At 49.8% G+C, this 25,610-nt stretch carries 21 protein-coding genes; 17 read left to right on the top strand and 4 right to left on the bottom strand.

Annotated elements, in window-relative coordinates:
• The first annotated feature begins 204 nt into the window (after positions 1-204).
• The 7 genes from argC (at position 205) to argH (ending at position 9,618) form a co-directional block, all read left to right on the top strand.
• A complete protein-coding gene (argC, locus tag MHB82_RS27040) occupies positions 205-1,254 on the top strand; it encodes an N-acetyl-gamma-glutamyl-phosphate reductase (protein ID WP_341176269.1) in 1,050 nt (349 codons plus the stop codon).
• Positions 1,255-1,370: 116 nt separating this feature from the next.
• On the top strand, positions 1,371-2,609 hold the full coding sequence (gene argJ, locus MHB82_RS27035; protein WP_445671241.1) for a bifunctional glutamate N-acetyltransferase/amino-acid acetyltransferase ArgJ: 1,239 nt from the start codon (positions 1,371-1,373) through the stop codon (positions 2,607-2,609).
• A gap of 241 nt (positions 2,610-2,850) precedes the next feature.
• Complete coding sequence (argB, locus tag MHB82_RS27030) at positions 2,851-3,690, top strand: acetylglutamate kinase (protein WP_341176268.1); 840 nt, start codon at positions 2,851-2,853, stop codon at positions 3,688-3,690.
• Positions 3,691-3,968: 278 nt separating this feature from the next.
• A complete protein-coding gene (locus tag MHB82_RS27025; protein ID WP_341176267.1) occupies positions 3,969-5,225 on the top strand; it encodes an aspartate aminotransferase family protein in 1,257 nt (418 codons plus the stop codon).
• Positions 5,226-5,431: 206 nt separating this feature from the next.
• On the top strand, positions 5,432-6,397 hold the full coding sequence (argF, locus tag MHB82_RS27020; protein WP_095359908.1) for an ornithine carbamoyltransferase: 966 nt from the start codon (positions 5,432-5,434) through the stop codon (positions 6,395-6,397).
• Between the two features lie 473 nt (positions 6,398-6,870).
• Positions 6,871-8,106, top strand: a complete 1,236-nt coding sequence (locus MHB82_RS27015; protein WP_095291411.1) for an argininosuccinate synthase — start codon at positions 6,871-6,873, stop codon at positions 8,104-8,106.
• 108 nt (positions 8,107-8,214) lie between these two features.
• A complete protein-coding gene (argH, locus tag MHB82_RS27010; RefSeq protein WP_341176266.1) occupies positions 8,215-9,618 on the top strand; it encodes an argininosuccinate lyase in 1,404 nt (467 codons plus the stop codon).
• A gap of 171 nt (positions 9,619-9,789) precedes the next feature.
• On the opposite strand, the gene MHB82_RS27005 is transcribed toward argH, so the two are convergent.
• Positions 9,790-10,578, bottom strand: coding sequence for an alpha/beta hydrolase (locus MHB82_RS27005; protein ID WP_341176265.1), 789 nt, complete (start codon positions 10,576-10,578; stop codon positions 9,790-9,792).
• Positions 10,579-10,871: 293 nt separating this feature from the next.
• On the opposite strand from MHB82_RS27005, the gene MHB82_RS27000 reads away from it, so the two are divergent.
• The 4 genes from MHB82_RS27000 to MHB82_RS26985 all read left to right on the top strand — a co-directional run bounded on the left by MHB82_RS27000 (position 10,872) and on the right by MHB82_RS26985 (position 14,599).
• Positions 10,872-11,495 carry a YhbD family protein gene (locus MHB82_RS27000; RefSeq protein ID WP_095359903.1) on the top strand — a complete coding sequence of 208 codons (624 nt, stop codon included), beginning with the start codon at positions 10,872-10,874 and terminating at the stop codon, positions 11,493-11,495.
• Between the two features lie 14 nt (positions 11,496-11,509).
• Positions 11,510-12,235: a polymer-forming cytoskeletal protein gene (locus tag MHB82_RS26995; RefSeq protein WP_341176264.1), complete on the top strand. Its 726-nt coding sequence runs from the start codon at positions 11,510-11,512 to the stop codon at positions 12,233-12,235.
• A 33-nt stretch (positions 12,236-12,268) separates the two neighbouring features.
• A complete protein-coding gene (locus tag MHB82_RS26990; protein ID WP_341176263.1) occupies positions 12,269-12,961 on the top strand; it encodes a hypothetical protein in 693 nt (230 codons plus the stop codon).
• 72 nt (positions 12,962-13,033) lie between these two features.
• Positions 13,034-14,599 (top strand): MDR family MFS transporter, encoded by a 1,566-nt coding sequence (locus MHB82_RS26985; protein WP_341176262.1) that lies wholly within the window; start codon positions 13,034-13,036, stop codon positions 14,597-14,599.
• A gap of 79 nt (positions 14,600-14,678) precedes the next feature.
• On the opposite strand, the gene MHB82_RS26980 is transcribed toward MHB82_RS26985, so the two are convergent.
• The gene (locus tag MHB82_RS26980; protein ID WP_341176261.1) at positions 14,679-16,109 is read right to left on the bottom strand and encodes a VanW family protein; all 1,431 of its coding nucleotides are present in this window, start codon (positions 16,107-16,109) and stop codon (positions 14,679-14,681) included.
• Positions 16,110-16,362: 253 nt separating this feature from the next.
• Between MHB82_RS26980 and ftsE the strand changes: the two genes are divergently transcribed.
• The 5 genes from ftsE to MHB82_RS26955 all read left to right on the top strand — a co-directional run bounded on the left by ftsE (position 16,363) and on the right by MHB82_RS26955 (position 22,416).
• Entirely contained in the window at positions 16,363-17,049 is a 687-nt protein-coding gene (gene ftsE, locus MHB82_RS26975; RefSeq protein WP_339238086.1) for a cell division ATP-binding protein FtsE, read from the top strand.
• Entirely contained in the window at positions 17,039-17,956 is a 918-nt protein-coding gene (ftsX, locus tag MHB82_RS26970; protein ID WP_337033140.1) for a permease-like cell division protein FtsX, read from the top strand. The genes ftsE and ftsX overlap by 11 nt, the downstream gene beginning before the upstream one ends.
• Before the next feature lie 186 nt (positions 17,957-18,142).
• Positions 18,143-19,420: a murein hydrolase activator EnvC family protein gene (locus MHB82_RS26965; RefSeq protein WP_095359897.1), complete on the top strand. Its 1,278-nt coding sequence runs from the start codon at positions 18,143-18,145 to the stop codon at positions 19,418-19,420.
• Positions 19,421-19,553: 133 nt separating this feature from the next.
• Entirely contained in the window at positions 19,554-21,005 is a 1,452-nt protein-coding gene (locus MHB82_RS26960) for a S41 family peptidase (RefSeq protein WP_110758674.1), read from the top strand.
• A gap of 85 nt (positions 21,006-21,090) precedes the next feature.
• Positions 21,091-22,416 (top strand): PDZ domain-containing protein, encoded by a 1,326-nt coding sequence (locus MHB82_RS26955; protein WP_341176260.1) that lies wholly within the window; start codon positions 21,091-21,093, stop codon positions 22,414-22,416.
• Positions 22,417-22,475: 59 nt separating this feature from the next.
• Here MHB82_RS26955 and MHB82_RS26950 read toward each other — a convergent pair whose 3' ends face one another.
• A complete protein-coding gene (locus MHB82_RS26950) occupies positions 22,476-23,159 on the bottom strand; it encodes a response regulator (protein WP_445671275.1) in 684 nt (227 codons plus the stop codon).
• A 32-nt stretch (positions 23,160-23,191) separates the two neighbouring features.
• Entirely contained in the window at positions 23,192-24,457 is a 1,266-nt protein-coding gene (locus tag MHB82_RS26945) for a sensor histidine kinase (RefSeq protein ID WP_341176258.1), read from the bottom strand.
• Positions 24,458-24,664: 207 nt separating this feature from the next.
• On the opposite strand from MHB82_RS26945, the gene MHB82_RS26940 reads away from it, so the two are divergent.
• Entirely contained in the window at positions 24,665-25,600 is a 936-nt protein-coding gene (locus tag MHB82_RS26940; RefSeq protein ID WP_341176257.1) for an ABC transporter ATP-binding protein, read from the top strand.
• Positions 25,601-25,610 lie beyond the last annotated feature (10 nt).

Below are 25,610 nucleotides of genomic sequence, written 5' to 3'. Positions count from 1 at the left end.
GGTTCGTCCCGCAGATATTGGAAAGATATGTTCGGATTTGATAAGAATCCATGTGAAATTGATGGTAGAGTGTTGTATTTATATAACTAGAGTCGTATAATAATACACAAATATGCATAGAAGCGACGGAATTACCGTGTGAGGGCCGTTTGAGGGCGTGAGCATCGTATAAGTATCGCATACAACAGGATTGGGGGAGCGAGAGTGAGTAACAAATTGAGAGTGGCAATTGTCGGTTCCACCGGCTATGGCGGGGTGGAGCTGATTCGTTTTTTTCAGAACCATCCACAGGTTGAAATCACTTCGGTGATCTCTTCATCCAGCAGCGGCGAGTCTATTGCAGACGGATTTCCGCATTTGACGGATGTGATTCGCAGGCCACTGGATGGCGTAGTTCCAGCTGAGATTGCCGAACGTGCAGATCTGGTATTCACGGCTACCCCATCCGGAGTAAGCGCGAAGCTCGTCCCGAGCCTGCTCGAAGCAGAGCTGAAGGTGATCGATCTGTCTGGGGACTTCAGATTGAAGGATGGAGCCGTGTATGAAGAGTGGTATAAGCACCCGGCTCCGCCGAGTGATCTGCTCGAAAAGGCTGTATACGGGATGGCCGAAGTGTACGGGGATGAAGTAAAAGGCAAAAACTTTATTTCCAACCCGGGCTGTTATCCTACAGCTACCCTTCTTGGACTTATTCCTGCAGTGGAAGCAGGATGGATCGATCCATCCACAATTATTATCGATGCCAAATCCGGTGTATCCGGTGCTGGACGGGGAACAGCTCAGGCATACCATTATGCAGAGATGAACGAAAATTTCAAAGCCTATAAACTCAACAAACACCAACATATCCCTGAGATTGAGCAAGTGCTCGGCAATATTACCGGAAGTCCGGTAACGGTGACGTTTACGACGCACCTGGTGCCAATGACACGAGGGATCATGAGTACGATGTACACCAGCCTGGTGGGAGATCACAGTGATCGGGATCTGGTAGATCTGTACCGCAAGTATTATGAGAATCGACCGTTTGTAAGGGTACGTGAACCAGGAATCTGGCCTTCGACCAAAGAAGTGCAAGGATCCAACTACTGTGATATCGGATTTGCAGTGGATCCAAGAACCGGACGCTTAACAATCATATCGGTCATCGACAACCTGGTGAAGGGTGCTTCCGGGCAAGCGATTCAAAATATGAACCTGATGATGGGATGGGAGGAAAACCTCGGGCTGAACATGACGCCGGTATATCCGTAAAGAAGGGGATCGGGAGAGCAGGCTGCTGCACTTCCGGAGCCATTCAGGAGATCACCGAATTCAGGATTAGCAGGCGGTCAATCGGCATGCAGCCGAACGCAAACGGGGGATAACATATGGGAACAAATGTGAAGCAACAGGCTTACACCATAGTGGAAAACGGAACGATTGTAACCCCGCGCGGGTTCGCTGCTGGCGGACTTCATTGCGGTTTGAAAAAAACATCACGCAACGATATCGGAGCGATCCGTTGTGAAGTGCCAGCCACGGCAGCTGCCGTGTATACGACGAACGTATTCCAGGCTGCGCCGCTGAAGGTAACTCGCGAGAGCTTGAGCAATGGACGCCTTCAGGCCGTGGTTGTTAACAGTGGTAATGCCAATGCTTGTACCGGGCAGCAGGGCGAAAAGGATGCATATGCGATGCGTTCGGCAGCCGCACGTGAACTTGGCGTAGCTGAAGAGGATGTTGCTGTGGCATCGACCGGTGTGATCGGTGAGTTGTTGAAAATGGACGCAGTACACTCGGGTATCAGCGCATTGCCGGCAAGTTTGGGGCAGGATCCCAATGAAGCAGAGCAATTCTCTCAAGCGATCCTGACGACCGATTTGGTGAAAAAGGAAGCCTGCGTATCTGTCGTTGTAAACGGCAAGAACGTTACGATTGCAGGTGCAGCCAAGGGATCTGGGATGATTCATCCCAACATGGCGACCATGCTCGCCTTTATGACGAGTGATGCGGTTATTGGCGCAGAAGCACTGCAAAGTTTGCTTCGTCAGGCGACCAACCATACATTTAACATGATCACCGTAGATGGAGATACGAGCACGAACGACATGTTGGTTGCGATGTCCAGTGGAATGGCGGGGAACGAAGAACTGACTACGGACCATCCGGACTGGGAAGCTTTTGCTGCAGGATTCACTTATGTGTGTGAAGTGCTGGCCAAAGCAATTGCACGTGATGGTGAAGGGGCAACCAAACTGGTCGAGGTGCAGGTTACGGGTGGAGTGAGTGATGAGTCGGCACAGGCGATTGCCAAAACGGTTATCGGCTCCAGCCTGGTGAAATCAGCGATGTTTGGTGCGGACGCAAACTGGGGACGGATTATTGCAGCCGTGGGGCGTGCAGGACAGCCGGTTAACCCGGACACCGTAGATATCCGTTTGGGAGATATCTTGGTACTTGAGCAGTCCCGTCCAGTTGTATTTGACGAAGAAGCGGCACTGGCCTACTTGCAAACTGATACGGTTCGCATTGTGGTGGATCTGCACCACGGCGAAGGAAAGGCTACAGCATGGGGCTGTGACCTGACTTATGATTATGTAAGAATTAACGCGGCATACCGCACTTAATAAACCATCTTTAAACTATCTTGTGATATTCAATATTAACAAGTGCAATTTTACATGGTAACGGAGAGTGCAGAACCAATCTGTAGAAGCAAAGCGCTCGCCTTTATCCCCGGATTTACCCTTTAGAAAAGGGATCAAAAAATCTGGGGATAACAGCGATCGGAAGATGGTGCTGCAATCGGAGTGGCAAATGTAAAAGGTTGATTTTATATAGAACGAGAACACGAAGGGAGTGCTCCTCATGAATTCAACATTGCAAAATAAGAGTGCCGGAGTGGAAAAAGGTGCAGAGAAGCAGACGTTTGTCATGAAATGCGGAGGCAGCACGCTCGCGGCTTTGCCAGAATCCTTTTTTGCGGATTTGCGCGACTTGCAGTCCCAGGGAACTCAGCCCGTCATCGTGCATGGTGGAGGTCCGGCAATATCGGAGAATCTGGCGAAGCTGGGCATTGAAACCGAGTTCGTGAATGGACTCCGCAAAACAACGGAACCCGTGCTGGATGTCGTGGAGATGGTGCTGGCCGGGAGTATCAACAAACAGATCGTACGCCTGATAGAGCGCGTCGGAGGACATGCGCTGGGCTTGTCCGGCGTAGACGGTGGACTAATCCAAGCCAAACCTGTGGCGAATCATGCAGAGATCGGCTGGGTTGGAGACGTAACAGGCGTTCAAGCAGAAATCATTCAAGGCATAGTGAACATGGGATATATGCCGGTGATTGCGCCGGTGGGCGTGGATGCAACCGGACAACGGTATAATATCAATGCAGATACAGCCGCAGGAGCGGTAGCTTCCCACCTCGGTGTAAGCCGGATGATTGTTGTGACGGATGTACCTGGAATTATGAAGACCGTTAACGGGGCGAAAAAAGTTCTGCCATCAGTCTCTGTACAAGAGATCGAGGACATGATTCAAACCGGAGAAATCTACGGCGGCATGATCCCTAAGGTGCGCGCAGCAATTGCTTGCATTCATGGCAAAGTACGCGAGGTTATTATCGTGGACGGAAGCGAGCCACAAATCTTGAGCCGCGTGCTGAAGGGTGAAACGATCGGAACCCGAATTATCCGCATGCAATAAAGTGAATTTCAAGCAAACAGATAGATTAATATTCTGTACGGATTTATATTAGTTGAATAGCAACGTTACACAAGAACGTAGAGTGCAGAACCAATCTGGAGAAGCAGCGCGTTCACGTTTATCCCCGGATGTTAACCACTAAAAAAATTAGATCAAAAAGATCCTGGGATAACAGCGATCGGAAGATGGTGCTGCAATCGGAGTGGCTCTGTGTAGGTTGGTTTGTCTTATATGGAGTACCGGTATACTTACAAAAAGGAATAGGAGTGTGAAAGGTGATGGCAAAAGGCAATGAACAGCCAGGTTCTGGCACAGCAGTAGCGGGAGCAGCAGCAACAGGTGCAGCGGCACAGACGGAAAGCTCTCTTTTCCAAACGTATGCGCGTTATCCAATCAGTCTGGTCAAGGGTAAAGGCAGCTGGTTATGGGATGATCAGGGCAACCGTTATCTCGACTTCATGTGCGGACTCGCTGTAACGAGCCTTGGCCATGCACCGGAGAAAGTGGGAGCCAAGCTGAAAGCTCAGATCGATGAGCTATGGCATGTCTCCAACCTGTTCCAGATTCCGGGCCAAGAGAAAGCAGCCGCGTTGCTGACAGCCAATACATGTGCCGATGCGGTGTTCTTCTGCAACAGTGGCGCGGAAGCCAATGAGGCTGCCATTAAGGTTGCACGTCGTTATCACCAGAAGGTGAAAGGGAACGACCGTTATGAAGTGATTACGTTTGCCCAGTCCTTCCACGGGCGGACGCTCGCAACACTGACAGCAACAGGGCAGGATAAGGTAAAAGAAGGATTTTTGCCATTGCCAGCCGGATTCGTGACCGTTCCTTTACACGATATTGCAGCTTTGGAAGCGGCGATTGGCCCTAAAACAGCTGCAATTATGCTGGAAATGGTTCAAGCCGAGGGTGGTGTATATCCGGTTGAATTAGAATTCGTCAAGCATGTGCGGAAATTGTGTGACGAGCATGGCCTCTTATTGATCGTAGACGAAGTACAGACAGGAATGGGACGTACAGGCAAGCTGTTCGCACATGAACACTATGGCATTGAGCCAGATGTGTTTACGGTGGCCAAAGGGATCGGCAGTGGTTTCCCGGTAGGCGCGATGCTGGGTAAAGGTTTCCTGCGGGATGCGTTTACGCCAGGCAGCCATGCAACGACATTCGGGGGTACGCCACTAGCTTCGTCCGTGGTGATTGCCACGATTGAAACGATGTTGGAAGATCGCTTGCCTGAGCGCGCTGCTGAGATGGGTGACTATCTGATGAGTTCCCTGCGGAAGCGTTTGGCAGGCCATTCATTTGTGAAGGAAGTTCGCGGATTGGGGCTTCTGGTCGGAATCGAATGTGCAGAGCCAGTAGGCGATATCGTTTTGAAAGGACAGAAACGTGGCATCTTGTTCGTCAACGCAGGACCGAATGTCATTCGTCTGCTTCCGAATCTGTATGTGAGCAAGGAAGAGATTGATGAAGCGGTATCCCTGGTGGCAACGTTGATTGAAGAACACGTAGCAGCGAAGAAGGCTTAAACTAATCCATTTAGACAAAATGAAAAGCATGCTGTACTGGGGCCTCGCATGGCCCCGGCGCAGAACTAGATGATGAATCCCTGTAGCCGCGCGGAGAACCTGCGGAAGATAAAGTAAGCCAAGGCTGCCTGAGAATGCGCTGCCACGGCTGCTCTCTTCTCCCCGAGCGGGTGCAGGGAACCGGATATAAGGAGGACAACATTCACATGACAGCACAACAAACGGAGAAAATCCAGAAGATTGATCTTAGAGGCCGTGACTTTATTGAGTTTACGGATTACACAGCCGAAGAGATCCGCTACTTGCTGGACTTGGCTATTGAGATTAAAGGCAAGCAAAAAAACGGCGTAGCCTATCAGCCGCTGAAGGGCAAAACGATCGGACTTATTTTTGAAAAATCATCCACGCGTACGCGTGTATCCTTCGAAGTAGGCATGTTCCAGTTGGGTGGACACGCACTCTTCCTGAGTAAAAACGATATCCAGCTTGGTCGCGGGGAAACAACGCATGATACAGCTAAAGTATTGTCTCGCTACCTGGATGGCATCATGATTCGTACCTTTGGACACCATAATGTAACTGAATTGGCGGAGCATGCCGATATCCCGGTCATTAACGGCCTGAGCGATGCCGCTCATCCGTGCCAAGTACTGGCGGACTTCCAAACGGTACTGGAGCACAAAGGCAAACTGGCTGGCCTGAAAATGGCATATGTCGGTGATGGTAACAACATGGCACACTCTCTCATGCTGGGTGCAGCGAAGATGGGCATGCATGTTGCTGTAGCGACGCCAAAAGGGTATGAGCCGGATAGTGCAGTGGTAGAGCAGGCGCGCAGCATTGCGAAGGAAAGTGGTTCTGAAGTGACTGTGACGTACAGTGCTCAGGAAGCTGTGAAGGATGCGGATATCGTGTATACCGATGTATGGGCAAGCATGGGCTTTGAAGAGGAGCAAAAGGTTCGTGAGCAGGCTTTTGCTGCGTACCAGGTCGATGAGGAACTGATGAAAGGCGCGAAGCCAGATTACATGTTCCTGCATTGTCTGCCGGCACACCGCGGGGAAGAAGTAAGTGCGGGCGTCATTGATGGACCGAACTCCCTGATCTTTGATCAGGCAGAGAACCGGCTGCATGCACAAAAGGCCTTGATGGCCGCGTTAATGAGCGAATAGCCGCTGTTTGTCTAAATGAGTTGATTTTAGGCGCAGGGTTAGCGATGATAGATTCATCTATTTATACTCTAAAATAAGATAAATTGGTGCATTCGCAAAAACGGAGAGACAGAAAAGACTTGTAGAGGTGACCGATTTTTATCTATCCTGGGACGTCTTTCAAATTTATATAAGTTGAACCTGAATAAAACACGATAACGGAGAGTGCAGAACCAATCTGAAGAAGCGGAGCGTTCGCCTTTATCCCCGGATTTTCCCCTTTAGAGGGGAATCAAAAAAATCTGGGGATAAGAGTGATCGGAAGATGGTACTGCAATCGGAGTGTTGTAGTGTAACATTCTAAAAGGCTATCTATATAAAAGAAACGATGGATCTGAGGATAAGAGCGACCGGAGGGTTTTCTGGCTCGTAGTTTTAACAGATGCATAGCTTGTTAACTTATTGGCAATTGAATTTGGGGAGGACCAACGAACATGGCTAAGGAAAAAATCGTACTCGCCTACTCCGGCGGGCTGGACACATCTGTAATTTTGAAATGGTTGAAAGAAACCTATGATGCAGAGATTATCGCATTTACTGCAGATATCGGACAAAAGGATGAGCTGGACGGCCTCGAGGAAAAAGCACTCGCTACCGGCGCTTCCAAAGTATATATCGACGATCTGCGCGACGAGTTCGCGAAAGACTTCATCTACCCGATGTTCCAAGCGGGTGCTCTGTATGAAGGACAATACCTGCTCGGCACAAGTATCGCTCGTCCGCTAATAGCGAAACGCATGGTTGATATCGCTCGTGCAGAAGGCGCTACTGCGATCGCTCACGGCGCTACGGGTAAAGGAAATGACCAAGTTCGTTTCGAACTGAACGCAGCTGCGCTGACACCGGATGTTCAAGTAATTGCGCCATGGCGTTTGGAAGAATTCCGCAACCAGTTCCCGGGACGCGCCGAGATGATTGCTTATGCAGAGAAACACGGTATTCCGGTAACGGCATCTGCTGCTAAGCCTTACTCCACAGACCGTAACCTGCTGCATATCAGCTATGAGAGCGGTGTGCTTGAAGATCCTTGGTTTGACCCAAGCACGGACGAGAACAAAGACATGTTCCTGCTCAGCAACGCACCGGAAGATGCACCCGATCAAGCGGAATATGTTGAACTGGAATTCGAACAAGGTAACTGCGTAGCACTCAATGGCGAGCGTTTGAGCCCACTTCAAGTGATGGAGCAGTTGAACGAACTGGGTGGCAAGCACGGCATTGGTCGTGTCGACATGGTTGAAAACCGTTTTGTTGGCATGAAGAGCCGCGGCGTATACGAGACACCAGGTGGAACGATCCTGTTTACGGCACATCGTAAAATGGAATCCATCACCATGGACCGTGAAGTGATGAACCTGCGTGATAGTCTGATCACCCGTTACAGCACACTCGTGTACAACGGCTTCTGGTTTGCACCGGAACGTCTGGCACTGCAAGCGCTGGTAAGCGAAAGCCAGAAAAACGTAACAGGTACCGTACGTGTAAAACTGTACAAAGGCAACATCATTGGCGCAGGCGTGAAAAGCCCTGTCAGCCTGTACAACCCGGACATTGCTACGATGGAAGCTGATCCAACACAAGCGTATGATCAAGGGGATGCAACCGGCTTTATCCGCTTGAACGCCCTGCGTCTGAAAGTTAATTCCGGCGTGGAACAAAACAAGAAATAATACTTTGAAATAGCCTCATATCATGACCAATATAACTTTACAGGGCAGGCCGTTCTTGCACATCGGGCAGGGGCGGCTTTGTCCATGAACGAAAGGGGAGAACTCACCGTGAGCAAGCTGTGGGGAGGACGTTTTACCAAACAAACCAATCATCTGGTTGAGGAATACACGGCATCAATCAACTTTGACAAAGCTTTGGCTGAGGAAGATATTCAGGGCAGTCTCGCCCATGTTACCATGCTGGGCAAATGCGGTATTTTGCCTGCGGAAGATGTGGAGACGATCAAGGAAGGTTTGATTACAGTACTGCACAAAATCCGTGCAGGCGAAGTGGAATTCTCTGTTTCGGATGAAGACATCCACATGAACATTGAGAAAAACCTGATCGAAACCATTGGCCCTGTCGGTGGCAAATTGCACACAGGTCGCAGCCGGAATGACCAAGTCGCAACAGACATGCACTTGTACCTGCGTGAGCGTGTAGTTGGTTTTGTCGGCATGCTGCATGCGCTGCAGGAGGCGTTGATCGGACAGGCCAAGGACAACCTGGATACAATCGTACCAGGCTATACCCATCTTCAACGTGCACAACCGATTCTGTTCGCTCATCACCTGATGGCGTATGTCTCCATGTTCCAGCGGGATGCAGAGCGTCTGATGGACAGCTACAAACGGATTAACGTTCTGCCGCTGGGTGCAGGTGCACTTGCAGGAACAACATTCCCGATTGACCGCCACTTCGTGGCCGAGCAGCTGGGCTTCGATGGTGTTTATGAGAACAGCCTGGACGCGGTTAGTGATCGTGACTTTATCGTGGAGTTTCTGGCAGCTGCTTCCCTTATCATGACTCACCTGTCCCGTCTGAGTGAAGAACTGGTGCTGTGGAGCAGTACCGAGTTTGGTTTTGTTGAGCTGGACGATGCGTTCTGCACAGGCAGCAGCATTATGCCGCAGAAGAAGAACCCGGATGTTCCGGAGCTTGTTCGCGGTAAAACCGGACGTGTATACGGCAACCTGATCGGTTTACTGACCGTTTTGAAATCTCTTCCTTTGGCTTACAACAAAGACATGCAGGAAGACAAGGAAGGCATGTTCGATACAGTTGCTACGCTCGAAGGCGCGCTGCAATTGTTCGCACCGATGATTGCGACGATGAAAGTGAACAAGGACCGGATGCGTCAAGCGGTGAACCAGGACTTCTCCAACGCAACGGATATTGCTGACTTCCTCGTCGGCGAAGGTTTGCCATTCCGTCAGGCGCATGAAGTTATCGGTAAAACGGTGCTGTACTGCATCCAGAACGGCAAGTATTTGCTGGATCTGAGCATGGATGAGTTCCGTCAGTTCTCCCCGTTGTTCGACGACCGCATCTACGATGTGCTCCAACCGGAAGCGGTGGTTAACGCACGTAACGTGTATGGTGGTACAGCTTCCGGACAAGTGGCTGAAGCCATCGGACGCAGTGAAAAGGTGCTGGAAATTACGGCGCAATGGATCACTAGCCGAGGTTAATGCCAAGGCTGCTATGGCGGTTTGAAGTTGAACGATATAAAAAGAAGCAAGCCAGTGGAGATTCCTCCGCGGCCTGCTTCTTTTTTTATATTTCAAATCAAGCTGAATATGAAGGCTCTCTCAACAGGAAATCCTCTTACTTTCTTTCAATGCTCCGAGGCGCGCTTCTCTTTATTTCCGTTCAGGCAGTGGCAGCCACCGCAGCACATTCTGAATCTTCTCATCCCAGTATGCCCAGTCATGTCCGCCAGGTTCTTCTTCATAGGTCAAATGAAAATCGGTCTGTGCACAAGCCTCACGGAAAGATTGGTTTTCTTCATACAAGAAATCTTCCGTGCCGCAGCATTGATAGAGAAGTGGACGTGGCCCTTGGCTTGTCTGACTTTCTTTTAGCAAATGAAGCAGGTCATTCTCCGAGCCCTTGATCTCTGGTCCGAAGATGCGCTCCATTTCGGTCTGCTGCAGTGCGGAGAGAATTTTGTTATCCATATGTGCAGCCATATCCAGAGCCCCCGATAAGCTTGCTGCTGCGGCATATTGCTCCGGTTTGCGCAGGGCCAGTTTGAATGCCCCGTAACCACCCATGGACAAGCCGGCAACGTAGTTGTCTTCTCGTTTGGAAGACAGCGGGAAGAAGGAGCGTGCCAGGGCCGGCAGCTCTTCACTGATGAATGTCCAGTAACGTCCGCCTTCGGCCATATCCGTATAGAAGCTGCGATGCACTTGCGGCATGACAACAGCGATTCCGAGGTTTGCTACATAACGTTCAATAGATGTCCGGCGCAGCCAGATGGAATCATCATCCGATAGGCCATGCAGCAAATACAGCGTAGGATGAAGTCCTTTGCCCGAAACGTTATCCATCCCAATCTGATTATGGGTCTGCTGTGGCAGAATAACATGCATGCTCGTGCTGAGTCCTAGCGTGTCGGAGTAAAAATCACATTTAATGAGTGCCATCTTTACAAAGTAACCCCTTTCATGAATTCATTAACTGAATGTCCTGCTTGAGTTGAATGCGTTCACAGTTAATGGCTCCTTCGTTTCTATCACACAGGTTATACCCAAACCCCGTCCATTGCAACAACAACATTCATAGCTAAAGAAAGTGATGTATTAACTAAGATCAGGTAGCGTAAAAAAAGTTAAATAGGTAGCGGTTAATTGAGCTCCATGTTGAGCAAAATGATTTCTATACTTCACAACGTAACAATGTTATGTTACACTGACTTCAACACAAAGGGGGACCATATATGACGGATGAGTTGATCTCCAAAAAAGACTTGCTGGACCTTACAGGGATTTCCTATGGTCAGTTATACCGCTGGAAGCGGAAAAACCTTATTCCGGAAGAATGGTTTATTCGGAAGTCTTCATACACAGGGCAAGAAACTTTTTTTCCTAAAAAACAGATGCTGACACGTATCGATAAGATCCTCAATATGAAGGATGGTTTATCACTAGATGAGCTGGCAGACGTATTTTCGCCCACACTGGGTGAGGTTGAAATGTCTGCGGAGCAATTAATGGACCGAAACATTGTTTCATTGCCTTCGCTTGAATTGGTAAGAGAGGCAGGACGGGAACAACCCATGTATGCCTTGGAGCAGATTATGATGCTCTATGTCCTTGAGAAGTTGTTACTTAGCGGAGAAATCACCCGTCAGGAGGGCTCATTGCTGATAGATGTCATGTCTGAGCATTATTATCGTTTTGCAAACAGAGCAAGTGAGCTGCTGCTTATTCGCAAGATGGGCGTACCGACATTCATGCTTACTGGTTCAGGATCAGAGCTTTATTTTGATCAGGGCGTCAAAGTGGTACTGAGACTTCCGCTGGGCACGTATATGGAAGAGCTGAAACTTAAATTGGGATAAAGGGGAGAATGGACATGGAAGAACGTCATTTGAGAAATGATCTGAATGTATCAGGCTTGAGCCAAACAGCAGGTGGAGCTTTTCACCGGGTTTCCATTGATGGCATGGCTAAAGTAAACGGCAATCTGGATTGTACCTCCTTGAGTGTGAATGGGACATTGAAGATGCACGGAGCCTTAAGTGCGGATAGTGCAACCATTAACGGCATGTGCACGCTGAACGGCCCCCTGAACAGTTCCCGTGTTCGTGTGGATGGACTGACAACCATTCATGGAAACCTCATTAGTCCTGAGCTTGAAGTAAACGGCAAGTGTACCGTACGTGGACGAGTGGATGGAGAACGCATCGAGATTGGCGGCATGATCACGATTGATGGTGACGTACAATGTGAGTCCCTGAACGTCCAGGGCAACATCAAAATTAGTGGCTTCCTGAATGCAGGATCCGTTGAGATCAAGCTGCACACATCTTCTTCAGCCAAAGAGATTGGCGGAGAACGTATTGATATTCGTCGAAAGGAACAAAGTGGCTTTTGGAAAAGTATCGGTCTGGGCGGTACACCCTCCTTTAAAACATCTTTAATTGAAGGGGATGAGATCGTATTGGAAGATACGGAAGCTGATATTGTTCGTGGAAGCAAAGTATATATCGGCCGTGGCTGCAGCATCAGACTTGTTGAATACTCAGGCGAGCTTGAGATTGATCCGGATGCCAGGGTGGGCAGCAGCCAGCGCATTTAAGTGGAATTTGTAGAGAAGGGAATGGGATGAGACTTGAATAACCATAACGTTAGTCCATCAGACAAAAGAAATGACATCAGCATTATCGGTGAAGGAAGCTCCGCTGGCGGTGTGTACGGCAAGGTCAAGGTTGTAGGAGACTCCTCCTTTAACAATGATTTATATTGTGATCAATTCAAATGTACGGGTACGTCGGTCATCTACGGATCTCTTGAATCAGACGATATTAAAATTACGGGAACCCTTACCCTAACAGAACGAGCTGTCGGCCCTGAAGATGAGAGTGGGAGTGGCGAAACCAGCTTACATGCAAAAGCTGAAAAAATGAAAGTGGTAGGTGAGTTTCATCTACCGGGTGACTGCCAGGCGGAGAATCTCAAACTCAATGGTCGTTTTACGGTCGGAGGTATGCTTACCGCAGAACAAATGATACTTAAAATTATGGGTCCGTCTGAAGCCAGGGAAATTGGCGGTTCAATCATCTCTGTGAAAAGCGGCCGGGGGAAGCTGCTTGAAGGTTTGTTCTCGAGTAATCAATCGATTCTCAAGGCAAACATGATTGAAGGAGATGACATTGAGTTAGAGAACACGGTAGCCGAGGTTGTCCGGGGAGATAAAATAAAAATTGGCCCAGGCTGCCGAATTGGTACGGTTGAATACCGTTCTTCGCTGCAGATCCATTCACAATCCGAAGTTTTGGTTCAGCGCAATCGGTCCGTGGACTGATTATTGGGGGCGGCTTTTCGGATATACTATTTCAGTCATATGAATAGAGCGTGAATGGAGAGATTGAGTACAATGGTTGCACGTAAAAACAGTATTGGATTGGTGCTGGCAGGGCTGCTGCTCAGCATACTGATGGCTTCGATGGATAACACCATCGTGGCAACGGCGATGGGGGATATCGTCGGGAAGCTGGGTGGCCTCGACAAATTCGTTTGGGTTACTTCAGCTTACATGGTGGCCGAGATGGCAGGCATGCCGATCTTCGGTAAATTGTCCGACATGTATGGACGGAAGAAGTTTTTTGTATTCGGAATTATCGTGTTTATGCTTGGTTCGGCGTTATGTGGAACAGCAACATCCATTGTGGAGTTGACCATGTACAGAGCCATTCAGGGGATTGGTGCAGGTGCCTTGGTGCCGATTGCATTTACCATCATGTTTGACGTGGTTGCACCGGAAGCGCGAGGCAAGCTGGGCGGATTGTTTGGAGCTGTCTTCGGATTATCCAGCGTATTCGGACCGCTGCTGGGTGCATACATCACACAGTATGCCACGTGGGAATGGGTATTTTATATTAACCTGCCGCTCGGACTGATTGCGTTTGTGTTTATTGCATTTTTCTACAAGGAATCACATCAGCATCAATCCCAGCAGATTGACTGGCTGGGTGCAGTGACGTTGATTGGTGCTGTCGTATGTCTGATCTTCGGCCTTGAACTGGGTGGTAAAACGTATGCCTGGAACTCGTGGCAAATTCTCGGTTTGTTTGCCGGATTTGCAGTGCTGGCGCTGCTGTTCGTATTTGCCGAATCAAGAGCGAAGGAACCCATTATATCCTTTAACATGTTCCGCAATCGCGTGTACTGGTCCAGCAATGTCATTGCCATGTTCAGTGGTGCGGCATTTATCACGGCATCGGTGTACATTCCCATCTTTATTCAGGGTGTACTCGGGGGTAAAGCGACCAATTCGGGTCTTGTGCTGCTGCCCATGATGCTGGGGTCAGTCGTCACCGCTTCGATGGGCGGGGTGCTGATGACCAAGATCAAATATCGGAACATTATGATCCCGACACTGGCGCTGCTGGTTCTTGGTCTTGGCTTACTGACGACACTGGACGAGAACTCCTCCCTTTGGACAATTCGGGTATTTATGGTGCTCGTTGGCCTGGGTGTGGGAGCCTCGTTCTCCGTGCTCAGCAATGCGGCCATGAATGCCTTCGAACCGCAGAGACGGGGTGCCGCAAGTTCTACGCTTAACTTTTTGCGGTCGCTCGGGATGACAATGGGGATTACGATCTTTGGAATTGTTCAGAGCCAGGTATTTACGCGCAAAATGAACGATGCCCTAGCCGGTTCTGCTGCAGAAGCAGGCGGTGCGGGAGCTGGAGTACCAGCGGGCGGTATGCCGGAGGGCTTGAATCTGAGCGACCCGCACGCCTTGCTCTCTCCGGAGCTTAGACAGGCAATTCCTCCTCAGGTGCTGGAGGCTATCACTCAAGCATTATCCTCCTCGATCGTTCAGTTGTTTGCCTGGGCGGCCATTCCGGCGGCACTGGCTCTGATTGCTGCTTTCTTTATGGGAAAAGAAAAGATGGTGATCGGCGAGGAACAGGGAGAATACACAGCAGGGCATTAATATGAAGTGAACAACAAAGACGCACCATTCTGTCTCCAATGGGAGCAATAGAATGGTGTGTTTTTACTTTGTCCAACTCTTATGGCTGTTTGGTATCACTCACGCCGTCCTCTACAACAGAAGGCTCCTGCGGATCTGGCAGGCTGCTATGACCTGAACGTGCGATAAGGCGATTCTGAGCTTTGTAGGTGTCTCGCGAAATGGTTTTGGACTCCACCACTTTGCCATCCACCTTCTTGATACGTACGGTTTCCACAATGTAGCCAGGCTGTCCGTTTTGCAAAACCTGCTGGGCACCATCCGGCAGCACATTGCTGGATACATACTTTACAGGGGCGCTTAGCGTTTCGATGGTGTGGGATTCGAGCGCGTAGCTGACATTCTCGGGAAAAGTACCAAAAAATTTGACGGTTAATTGGTGATTCTTCACTTCAGCAAGGATCAGCAGGGATTTGCCCGTATTATTCTTGAAACGGAAATTGATAGCGCCAGAAGCAAAAGTGGCGTCCAGTCCTTTCGGCAAATATTTGACGGGTATCGAATGGTTGCGCCGCTCGACAATATCGAGTCCAGTTAACAAGGCAGCATTGTATACGGTGCTCGACACCTGACATATGCCTCCGCCAATCCCTGGGGTGAGACGCCCCCTTACAATAACCGGGGCTTCGCGGAAGCCGTATTCCTTCTCGGCATGTCGAATGATCTTTTCATAGTCGAACATGCCGCCAGGCTCCAAAATCATGCCGTTCACGGATTGTGCTGCTGCGCTGACATTATGTATGCGTCCTTCCGTGCTGTTGCCAAGCCCTGTGGAGAACTGGATGATCTTCCGCTCAATGCCTTCCTTCCGTAAAGACTCCACCGTGACTTCAGGCTGCTGGGTGTACAGCGGCAGCTGAATTAATAGTGAAGCAGGTGTGTTCGCATTGTCCAGCACGGTGAAATCGTGGGGAAGCTTCGCCAGCAGCCTAGCCTCCAGTTCATCCCAAGCGATCCGCCGGACGCCCTTCTCCGGGATGTACTGGACCTTGTCGTTTGAGGTGATCCGCCGGACAGCGTCTGCGGGGGTGCCGAAGGTTTCCTTTTCCCACTCAGGGCTCAAACGTGTTCTAAGGGATTGGTTATTGTACCGTTGTTCGAGAGGCCATTCCTCCGCGAAATGATAACGGGCATACGCCCGTTCCCACACATTCCCTTCCTCCAGCTCATGTACCGCCGCACGAAAGGCGTCCGCACTGTATTCCGCACCGGCTTCGATCGCAGTCATGTTCAGCGTCAGGGAGGGCTCATCCACCTCCAGCGTAACAGGCCAGTCCCCCAGCTTTTTCAAACGTTCGTCCAGTCCCAGAAGCGCCTCGCTCCGATTGACGCCGCTGATCTGCCAGCCGCCAACCTGCACCTTACCCGGCAAAGCGGGCTGATTCACATACATATACAACAATCCGTAGGAAGCGGAGCCGATAAAGAGAATGGAAAACACAACAATGACGGCCAAATGTATTTTTTTCATATCCGTACGCTCCTTTTTACTTCTGATGTTCCGCATTTCGTAACACTTTCTATATATATGATCCAATGCAGGAAAACTTTCGGGTACTCAATAGGTAACAAATTTGTTACAATATATTTTATATGTTTCCATCCCAGAGGATCGAAATAAGGGTAAAATGGATTGCTCCTGATGAAATTCAGGTCTTTTTAAAGGAATTGCCGGGATTGTGTCGAAATGATAATGGCTAACTATGTGAGCAGGAAGTGATGATGTGATAGAAATGCAGGACGTGTGGAAGACCTATGCCAATGGGACCCACGCATTACAAGGGGTGTCGGTGAAGATCGACCGCAATGAATTTGTGTATATCGTCGGTCCGTCCGGCGCAGGTAAATCAACATTTATGAAACTGATGTACAGAGAAGAAATTCCGACCAAAGGACAAATATCCATCAATGGATTTAATATCGGCAAGTTGAAACCACGCAAGATTCCTTATGTACGCCGTAACATCGGCGTTGTGTTCCAGGATTTTCGTCTGCTGCCACGAATGACAGCATTTGAGAATGTGGCGTTTGCCATGGAAGTTATTGAAGCACCAAAGCGTCATATCAAGAAACGAGTTATGGAAGTGCTCGATCTGGTGGGACTGCGCAGCAAGGCGAATCGTGAACCTTCGCAATTGTCCGGAGGGGAACAGCAGCGTATTGCCATCGCAAGGGCGATTGTAAACAATCCGTCAGTGATTATCGCGGACGAGCCTACGGGTAACCTTGATCCGGAGACGTCATGGGGCATTATGCAGCTGCTGGACGAGATCAATTTCAGAGGAACGACGATTGTCATGGCAACCCATAACAAGGATATCGTGAACACGATGCGTAAACGGGTTATTGCCATTGAGCGCGGCCAGATTGTACGGGATCAGATGAGAGGGGAATACGGTTATGAATTTTAGTACTCTCTTGCGCCATTTGCGGGAGGGATTCAAAAACGTATTCCGCAACGGCTGGATGTCTGTGGCATCCATCATGTCGATCATTGTGTCACTGCTCATTCTCGGAGTATTCATGCTGCTCGTGCTGAATGTGAACTCCATGGCTAACCAGGTGGACAGTCAGGTGGAGATCAGTACGTTTCTGGAGCTGAATGTGGATGAGAGTCTGCGCAATACGCTGCAGCAGGAGATCAGTGCAATGCCGGAAGTAAGTGAGATTCGTTTTGTCTCCAAGGAAGAGGGGCTCAAGGAGTTCCGCGAACGTCTTGGTGACAGTGCGAATAACGTGCTGGACGGTTTTGACGTGGATAATAATCCGCTGCCGGAGACCATTGAAGTTGAGGTCATTGAACCGGAAACCGTCACTTTTGTGGCGCAAAAAATTGAAGCCCTGAACGAAAAGCACCCGGAGAAGCCGATCATGAAAGTGAACTACGGCAAGGAAACGGTGGACGTGCTGTTCAAATTTACACGCCTTGTGCGGAATATCGGATTTATTTTTGTCGGGGGACTGGCTCTTATGTCCATGTTCCTGATCTCGAATACGATTCGCGTAACGATTCTTGCCCGCCGCCGGGAGATCGGCATCATGAAGCTCGTCGGTGCAACGAATACATTCATTCGCTGGCCTTTCTTTATCGAGGGTGCACTGATTGGATTCATCGGTTCGGTGATTACGGTAGCCGTCCTGTTCTTCGGTTACAGCCGCCTACTGGCTACCATTGGTCAGGATGTATTCATGCAGATGCTTAACCTGATCCCGCTCAGCGACATTTGGTTGCTGTTTGGAACCCTTTTGATCGGACTCGGTATGCTGGTAGGTATTTTGGGAAGTACTCTGTCCATTCGCAAGTCGCTTAAGGTTTAATGCTTTATTACTGAAATTGCAGAAATTGTCGAAATAGAATGACAAAGCAGGTTCACAATTGGACGCTGTTTGACGATATGTAGGGAAGACGCACTCTTAATTAGATGGAAGAAAGCATAAGAACATGATGTTCACCACCTGTGCAGGTTGCTTTCTTGTGAATTCATAGGATGGGGGATCACCATTTTGAAAAAAACAGCTTCGCTGCTGGCCTTTACGTTATTGGCCGGATTGACGCTTCAACCTTCGGACGGATATGCCAAGAGTAGCATTAGCGACATAGATCAACAGATTAGCCAGCTGGAGAGCAAGGCGGCAGCGGCTAAACAGGAACAGAAAAAGGCTGCTGCCAACAAGAAGGAAGCCCAGCATTACAAGAACAAAACCAATGCTTATCTGAAGGTTGTCATGGAGCAGATTAATGTTGTCAGTGATGAACTGGCGAACGTTTCCCTGGAAATTGAGAATACGGAAGAAAATCTTCGCACGACGAAAAAAGATCTCCAGGCTGCAGAGGAGCGCATTGTTGCAAGGGAGAAACTGCTGGAATCGCGTGTACGTCTGATGTATACCGATGGAGCAGTATCCTATCTGGATGTGTTGTTATCTTCAACAAGTTTCTCGGATTTCCTGACCCGTGCAGATTCGCTGAAAACCATTGTGGATCAGGACCAGCATCTGCTGGATGAGCACAAAAAGGACAAGCAGCTCGTTGTCGACAAAAAGGCTGAACTGGACAAGCAGTATGCGGAAGCCAAAAGCCTTTATGCACAAAAGAAACAACGTAAAGCCCAGTTAAATGAAAAGGAACAGGAGAAGCAGGTGCTTCTGGCTTCCTATGATGCTAAAATTGAAGAGTCGGAAGAACTGACGCAGGAGCAGGAAGATATGTTGGTTCAGATCGCCAGCAAGCGTTCAGCATTGCTTCAGGAAAAAAACAAACTTCGTGAGCAGCAGGCAGCCGCCGCTGCCAAAGCAAAAGCAGCCGCAGCAGCTCGGGCTGCAGCCGCAGCGAAGGCGCCAACGAAAGTCAGCACAGGCAGTAGTGAAACCACGTATACAGCGGGAAATGGTATCTTCTCCAAACCGGTATCCGGCGGACGCATTTCCTCGCCATTCGGTCGTCGTACACACCCAATTACGGGTGAAGTAGGCAAGATGCACAATGGTACCGATTTTGCTGTACCTGTGGGAACCTCGGTTCATGCAGCATCAGGCGGTATCGTCATCATGGCGGAGTGGTACAGTGGATACGGCTATACTGTTATCGTAGACCATGGTGGCGGACTCTGGACATTGTATGGTCACCTGCGTGAAGGCGGATTTAAGGTAAGTAAGGGAGATACGGTGAGCAAAGGCGACCTTATTGCCGAGTCAGGCAACACAGGTAATTCAACCGGACCTCACTTGCACTTTGAAGTTCGTGAAAATGGTACGCCAGTGAATCCGATGAATTACCTGTAATGGATTGACTGTGAAGGAATGGAAAAGACATATTCCGTACAAGCTAGACATATACTAAGCTGGCATGTTCAGGGAATGGATTCGGGCAAATGGAATCTGACACGCTTCAAAACTAAAGGCGGTGAGCAAACGGATGATGAAGAAAAGATCGGCGCTGCTGCTTGCCATTGTAGCCCTCCTTGGAGGGAGCCTGCTTACGCTGGTACTGATGAGTTATCCCGGTGTGGCCAATCAGACCACTTCGGGTGAAGGCCTGCTGGCCAGTGTAACCGGCAATACGCAGCAGAAGAACGATTTGAAGAAGATTGAAACCGCAATGGATTTGATCTCAAGCAACTACTATAAAGATGTCGATAAGACCAAGCTGATCGATGGTGCGATCAACGGCATGATGGAATCTCTTGGCGATCCATACTCCAACTACATGGGACAGGAAACGGCTGCCCAGTTCGAGGAATCCATTGAAGGATCCTTTACAGGAATTGGGGCCGAGGTATCCTCGCAGGATGGAAACGTCGTTGTCGTTTCCCCGATCAAAGGATCACCTGCCGAGAAAGCAGGCATTCGGGCGAAAGACATGATCATGTCTGTGAACGGTGAATCTCTGCAAGGCCTTGAATTAAACAAGGCTGTTAACAAAATCAGAGGTCCAAAGGGCAGTGAAGCCAAGGTACAAGTGAAGCGTGCCGGTTCTACAGAATTGATTGAATTTACAATTGTGCGCGATGACATTGATCTCGAGACTGTATATGCCCACATGGAGGATAACGGTGTAGGTGTCATTACCATCACCCAATTCTCGCTGAATACCGGAGAACGCTTCAAGGAAGAACTGGCCAATCTGGAGAAACAGAACATGAAGGGTCTGGTCATTGACGTTCGTAATGATCCGGGCGGCGTACTGCAAGTCGTTATCGACATTGCCGAGCAGTTTGTTCCAAAAGGCAAAGTGATCGTGCAGGTCGAGGACAAAAACGGCAAACGTGAGCAAAGCAAATCGAATGGTTCCAGCAAGTCGTACCCGATTACGGTACTGATGAACAAAGGAAGCGCGAGTGCGTCAGAAATTTTGGCCGGTGCATTGCAGCAGTCTGCCGGCGCAACGCTGGTTGGCGAAAACTCCTTTGGTAAAGGCACGGTACAGACGAGCTATGATAAGCAAATGGGTGATGGCAGCCTGCTGAAGATCACCATTGCAAAATGGCTGACTCCGAATGGAGACTGGATTCATGAAAAAGGCATCAAACCGGATATTGCGGTGAACCAGCCGGATTACTTCTCGGTGGCACCGATTAACAAAGAGAAATTACCTTTGAAATATGACAGCAATAGCACGGATGTGAAAAGTGCGCAGACGATGCTGAGAGGACTCGACTTCAAGCCGGATCGTGTAGATGGATACTATGACCAGAAGACGCAAGAAGCGGTCAAAGCATTCCAGAAGCAGAAAGGCATTGAGGCGACCGGCGAGATCGACGAGAAAACCGCTGAATCACTGGAAGCGGCTCTGATTGAACGTATTGCCAATCCTCAATATGATGCACAGCTGAAGCGCGCGATCGAAAATGTCTCAAAGGATATTTAGACCGTCGTGTCGAAGCCATTAAGAAGGCTGATTATCAGCCTTCTTTTTTTCTGAACCGGCTGAAGGAGAGGGGTGACGGGCCATCATGGAATGGGCTTGGCCATGGTTAACAACATTAGGAGAAGCAGTGCTGCAGTTGTTTACTCAGCCGTTTTATTATATTGCGGTCATTTTGATTGCACTGATCTATCATCGTCAATTATTACAGGAACGTAGGTTGTTTCATGTTCGTCTGCAAAGCTCCATCACCCAGACGATCCGTGCCTTACTTGGAGGGATCGTCATTGGTGTCATCGTCTCGGTGGTATCCATCTTCCTAGGGGCGCACCTTACACTTGCCAGTATCATTTGCATATGGGCCGCAACGTTAATTCTGGCATTGTTCCGTATTCGCTATCTGTGCTTCGCCTACGCGGCAGGGCTGCTTGGCGTAGTGCAGTTTGGGCTGAACCTGGCCTCAGGCTGGCAGCCGGCGGGATGGATTGGCAGTGTCACGGAGGCATTGCGTGCGCTGGACATGCCTGCTTTACTAGTACTGGCTGCCTTACTGCATCTAGGTGAAGCGATGCTGGTTCGCTTGCAAGGGGTATCCATGGCTTCGCCATTGCTCTTTGAAGGCAAGCGCGGCAAGCTGGTCGGAGGATACCAGCTGCAGCATTTCTGGCCGATCCCGATGCTGATCATGGTACCCGTAACGGGGAGTGGAGCAGAACTCGCTTGGAGTCCTCTCTTGAATGCAGGAGGTGGCTATATGTTGATGGCACTTCCGATCCTGCTTGGATTCGGCGAAGTTACGCAGAGTATGCTTCCTGGGCAAAAGGTACAGATATCCGCCAAGCGGCTCTTGCTCTACGGGACAGGCCTGCTTGTGCTCAGTCTCTTGGCGGCGTGGTGGTCACCACTTATGGTGGTTGCCGCTCTGGCGGCATTTATCGGCCATGAATTTCTGGTGTGGTACAGTGGGTTCGAGGAACAGCACCGCAGTCCGGTGTTTGTTCATCCGGTCCATGGCTTGAAGGTGCTTGGCATTATTCCGGATAGCCCTGCTGCAGAGCTGGGCATCGAAGCAGGAGAGACACTCTATAAGGTGAACGGTGTGATGGTAGACTCACCGGAAGAACTGCATCGTGCACTGAGGATGAATCCGGCCTTTTGCAAACTGGAAGTTCGTAACCATCAGGGGGAGAGCAAATTTATGCAGCGGGCCATCTATGAAGGTGAACATCATCAGCTAGGTGTGCTTATGGCTCCGGACAACCATGAAGCTTGGGCAGTGCAGCTGCGTCCGCTGACGTTGTTCCATATCATCACACTCAAATTATTTGCCCGTCGCAAAAATAATCATAATGATGAAGCTCCGCTGGCTCTGCCGGCTCCGGGCGTGAATGAACAAGGATCGGTAGAAATGTAATAAATAAAGGGTACTTCACCGCATGGAAAGCGAGGGAGTACCCTTTTTGCTATGTGAAGCTAATTCTTCAACATAAAGATGGCGATCTGTGTCCGATCACGCAGGCTTAGTTTTCCAAGAATTTCGGTGACATAGTTTTTGACGGTACCTTCACTTAGGAATATTTTAGCCGCAATTTCCTTGTTGGACAGCCCCTCCGATATCGCTTCCGCAACGGCCAGTTCCATTCGTGTCAGACCGTAAGCATCAAGAGGTTGATGTGAATGTGTTTGGGGAGCCGCAGCCGGACGAAGCAGCCCCGCAAGCTTGCGGGCAATATCGGGGTGAATCAGCATATCACCGTTATGTACTGTTTTGATGCCTTGAATAATTCGGTCGGGGGGTACATTTTTGAGTAAATAACCGCTAGCACCGTTCTGCAGAGCCTGGATAATGTATTCGTCGTCATCAAATGTCGTCAGCATCAGTACACGCATGTCAGGGAAGCGGGACTTGATGATACGGGTACCCTCCACGCCATTACAGTCCGGCATGCGGATATCCATCAATACAACGTCGGCAGCGGTTCCTGACTCCAGCAGTTCAAGTGCCTCACGTCCATTGGATGCCGTGCCCGTGACGATAATGCCAGGATCAAGTCCGAGCAGGACCTTCAGGCTCTCGCGAATAAAAGAGTCATCATCCGTGAGAATCAGCCGAATAGGCTGGATTTGTTCAGCTTCCTTATGGTTACTTGGTTCCATTCGTTCAGACATGGGCACCATCACTTCCTTTCTTAGATCAAATCAGCCTTCTTCATCATGGGCAAACGTGTAGTTACGGTGTAAGGATAAGCCTGCCGGATCTCAAGCCGGCCTCCAATGGATTCTGTGCGGAGTCGCATTCCTTCAAGCCCCATTCCCGGTGGGCCCAAATCTGCTTCTGTGCTGCGGTTCGATTGCATGCCCTCAGGCTGGGCTCTTGCCGACTGCTCCGTTTTGATTACTCCATCATTGCTGACGGACATGCAAACCTCACGTTCCCCGAACTCCACTTCCACCGTAATTGTGCTGGCGTTTCCATGTCTCAGGGCATTGGTCAGCGCTTCTTTGGCATTTTTATATAGTACGATCTGCATGCTTGGATACAGCTCACGGGATGAGCCGCGGACTTCATAACTCGTCTTCACCCCCGTCTCCCTGCCTACCTCTTCCAGAAGAAGATCCAGTGCATAGGCTTCGGATACATACGAACTGGAACGCAGTTTGTGAAGCGTAGAACGCATGTCATCCATGCTTGCCGCCAATTGATCGCGTATTTGTTTCACCATTTCCGTACCTTGTTCGGTATCCAGAGGAAGGGTTAACAGGGCAGCCTCGGACATCATTTTCGTACGAATGAGGCGGTGGCCGATATCGTCATGAAGCTGCCTTGAAATCCGGGTCCGTTCTTCCTCCTGTGCCACTCCCTCAAGCTGCTTCGTAAACAGCAGCAGCTGTGCACGAGCGTCTTGAAGCTCGTAATGTTTACTGCGAAGCTCGTCATATACCTGTTCCAGTTGTCCGCGACTGCTTGCCATTCTGGAACCCTGCCAGGAGAGTGCGGCGGTAAGGACAAGAATCAGGTTTCCCACCATTCTTCCCGCTGTCTCCTCCAGGAAGGGGAATTTTGGCTCGGTAGGAACCGAGGCAAACCAAGGAAGCAGCTCTTGAGGCGGAGTGTATTGCCAATGTAACGCTATATTTGTGGCGACAAGCTGAGCCCCCAACATCAACCAGCGGGATGTCCCTTCAGGTCGATACATATACACATAGAGTATGGATAAGGACAAAAACAACATGAAGGGTCCGTATACAGCAATCAGCCAGCAGCTCCAGAGCATTTCGGCCAGGATGAGCAGCATATACCGAGCACGAGAACGGGCAAAGTCTTTGCAGACAGAGAGTCCCAGGGCAATGATGATATACAGCGTATATAAATCATCTCGGTCCAAGGGCTGCATCAAGAGGTACAGGACAGCAGGAACGAGAATTAAACCGTATTGCAGTATGCGCATCGGCATAGGTAAGAAACATCCTTTTTAAAATAGAATGGGAAATTACGGGTAATGCATCCCTGATTATAGCACAGCCTGCTTCTTATGCAGGAGATGACTTAAGTCACCTTCATCTTATGACCTTTCGTACCTTCGGAGGTCCATGGGATTCGGTACAATACAGATATGAAATCTGGCGGCGGGATGCTGGAGTGGAAGGGGAGTGTATGAGCGATGGCTATTCTTGAAATGGAACATGTGGTAAAACGGTACGGCAGCAAACTTTCGGTGGATCACTTGAACCTGAGTGTGGAGCGGGGGGAGATATTTGGACTCTTGGGACCGAACGGAGCAGGCAAAAGCACCACCATCAGTATGATTGCAGGTCTGCTCAGCATCGATCAGGGCGAAATCCGGCTGAATGGCATTTCAGTGAAGGAGCGACCGCTTGAAGTCAAACGCAAGATTGGACTTGTGCCTCAGGATCTGGCGCTGTATGAAGCGATGACTGCTGCGGAGAATGTCACTTTTTTTGCCAGGTTATACGGACTGCGCGGGAAACTGTTGAAGGAAAGGGTGCAAGAATCGCTCGAATTTGTCGGGCTGCAGGATAAAGCGAAGGATGCCCCATCCACTTTCTCTGGCGGGATGAAACGCAGGCTGAACATCGCATGTGCCATTATGCACCGACCGGATCTGATTATTATGGATGAGCCCACGGTAGGAATTGATCCCCAGTCGAGAAATCATATTTTGGAATCTGTGCGCACGCTTAACAAGATGGGATCAACTATTATCTATACAAGCCATTACATGGAGGAAGTCGCGGCAATCAGTAACCGGGTGGCAATCATGGATCAGGGGCACATCATTGCCTGTGGCACCGAAGCGGAACTGAGAGAGCGGGTAGCGTCCGAGGAGAAAATCGTGCTGAGCGCTTCGGGGATTGGCCCCGGTGCCGTCGAGGAACTGAGGCTTCATCCGCGTGTACGTGCAGTAGAAGTGGTAGGAGACACCCTGACTATTACGCTGCCTTCGGCTCAGCAGGATCTGCAGGATATCCTTTTCATCTGCAGCAAACACGAGATTGCCATTCAGTCGCTCCAGGTTGAAGAGCCCGATCTGGAGACGTTGTTCCTCAATCTGACCGGTCGAACGCTGCGGGATTAGGAGGTGGCAT

Source organism: Paenibacillus sp. FSL K6-2862 (genome assembly GCF_038005125.1).
Lineage (GTDB): Bacteria > Bacillota > Bacilli > Paenibacillales > Paenibacillaceae > Paenibacillus > Paenibacillus illinoisensis_A.
Note: the sequence above shows the minus strand (reverse complement) of the source record. Positions and strands in the feature narration are given on the sequence as shown.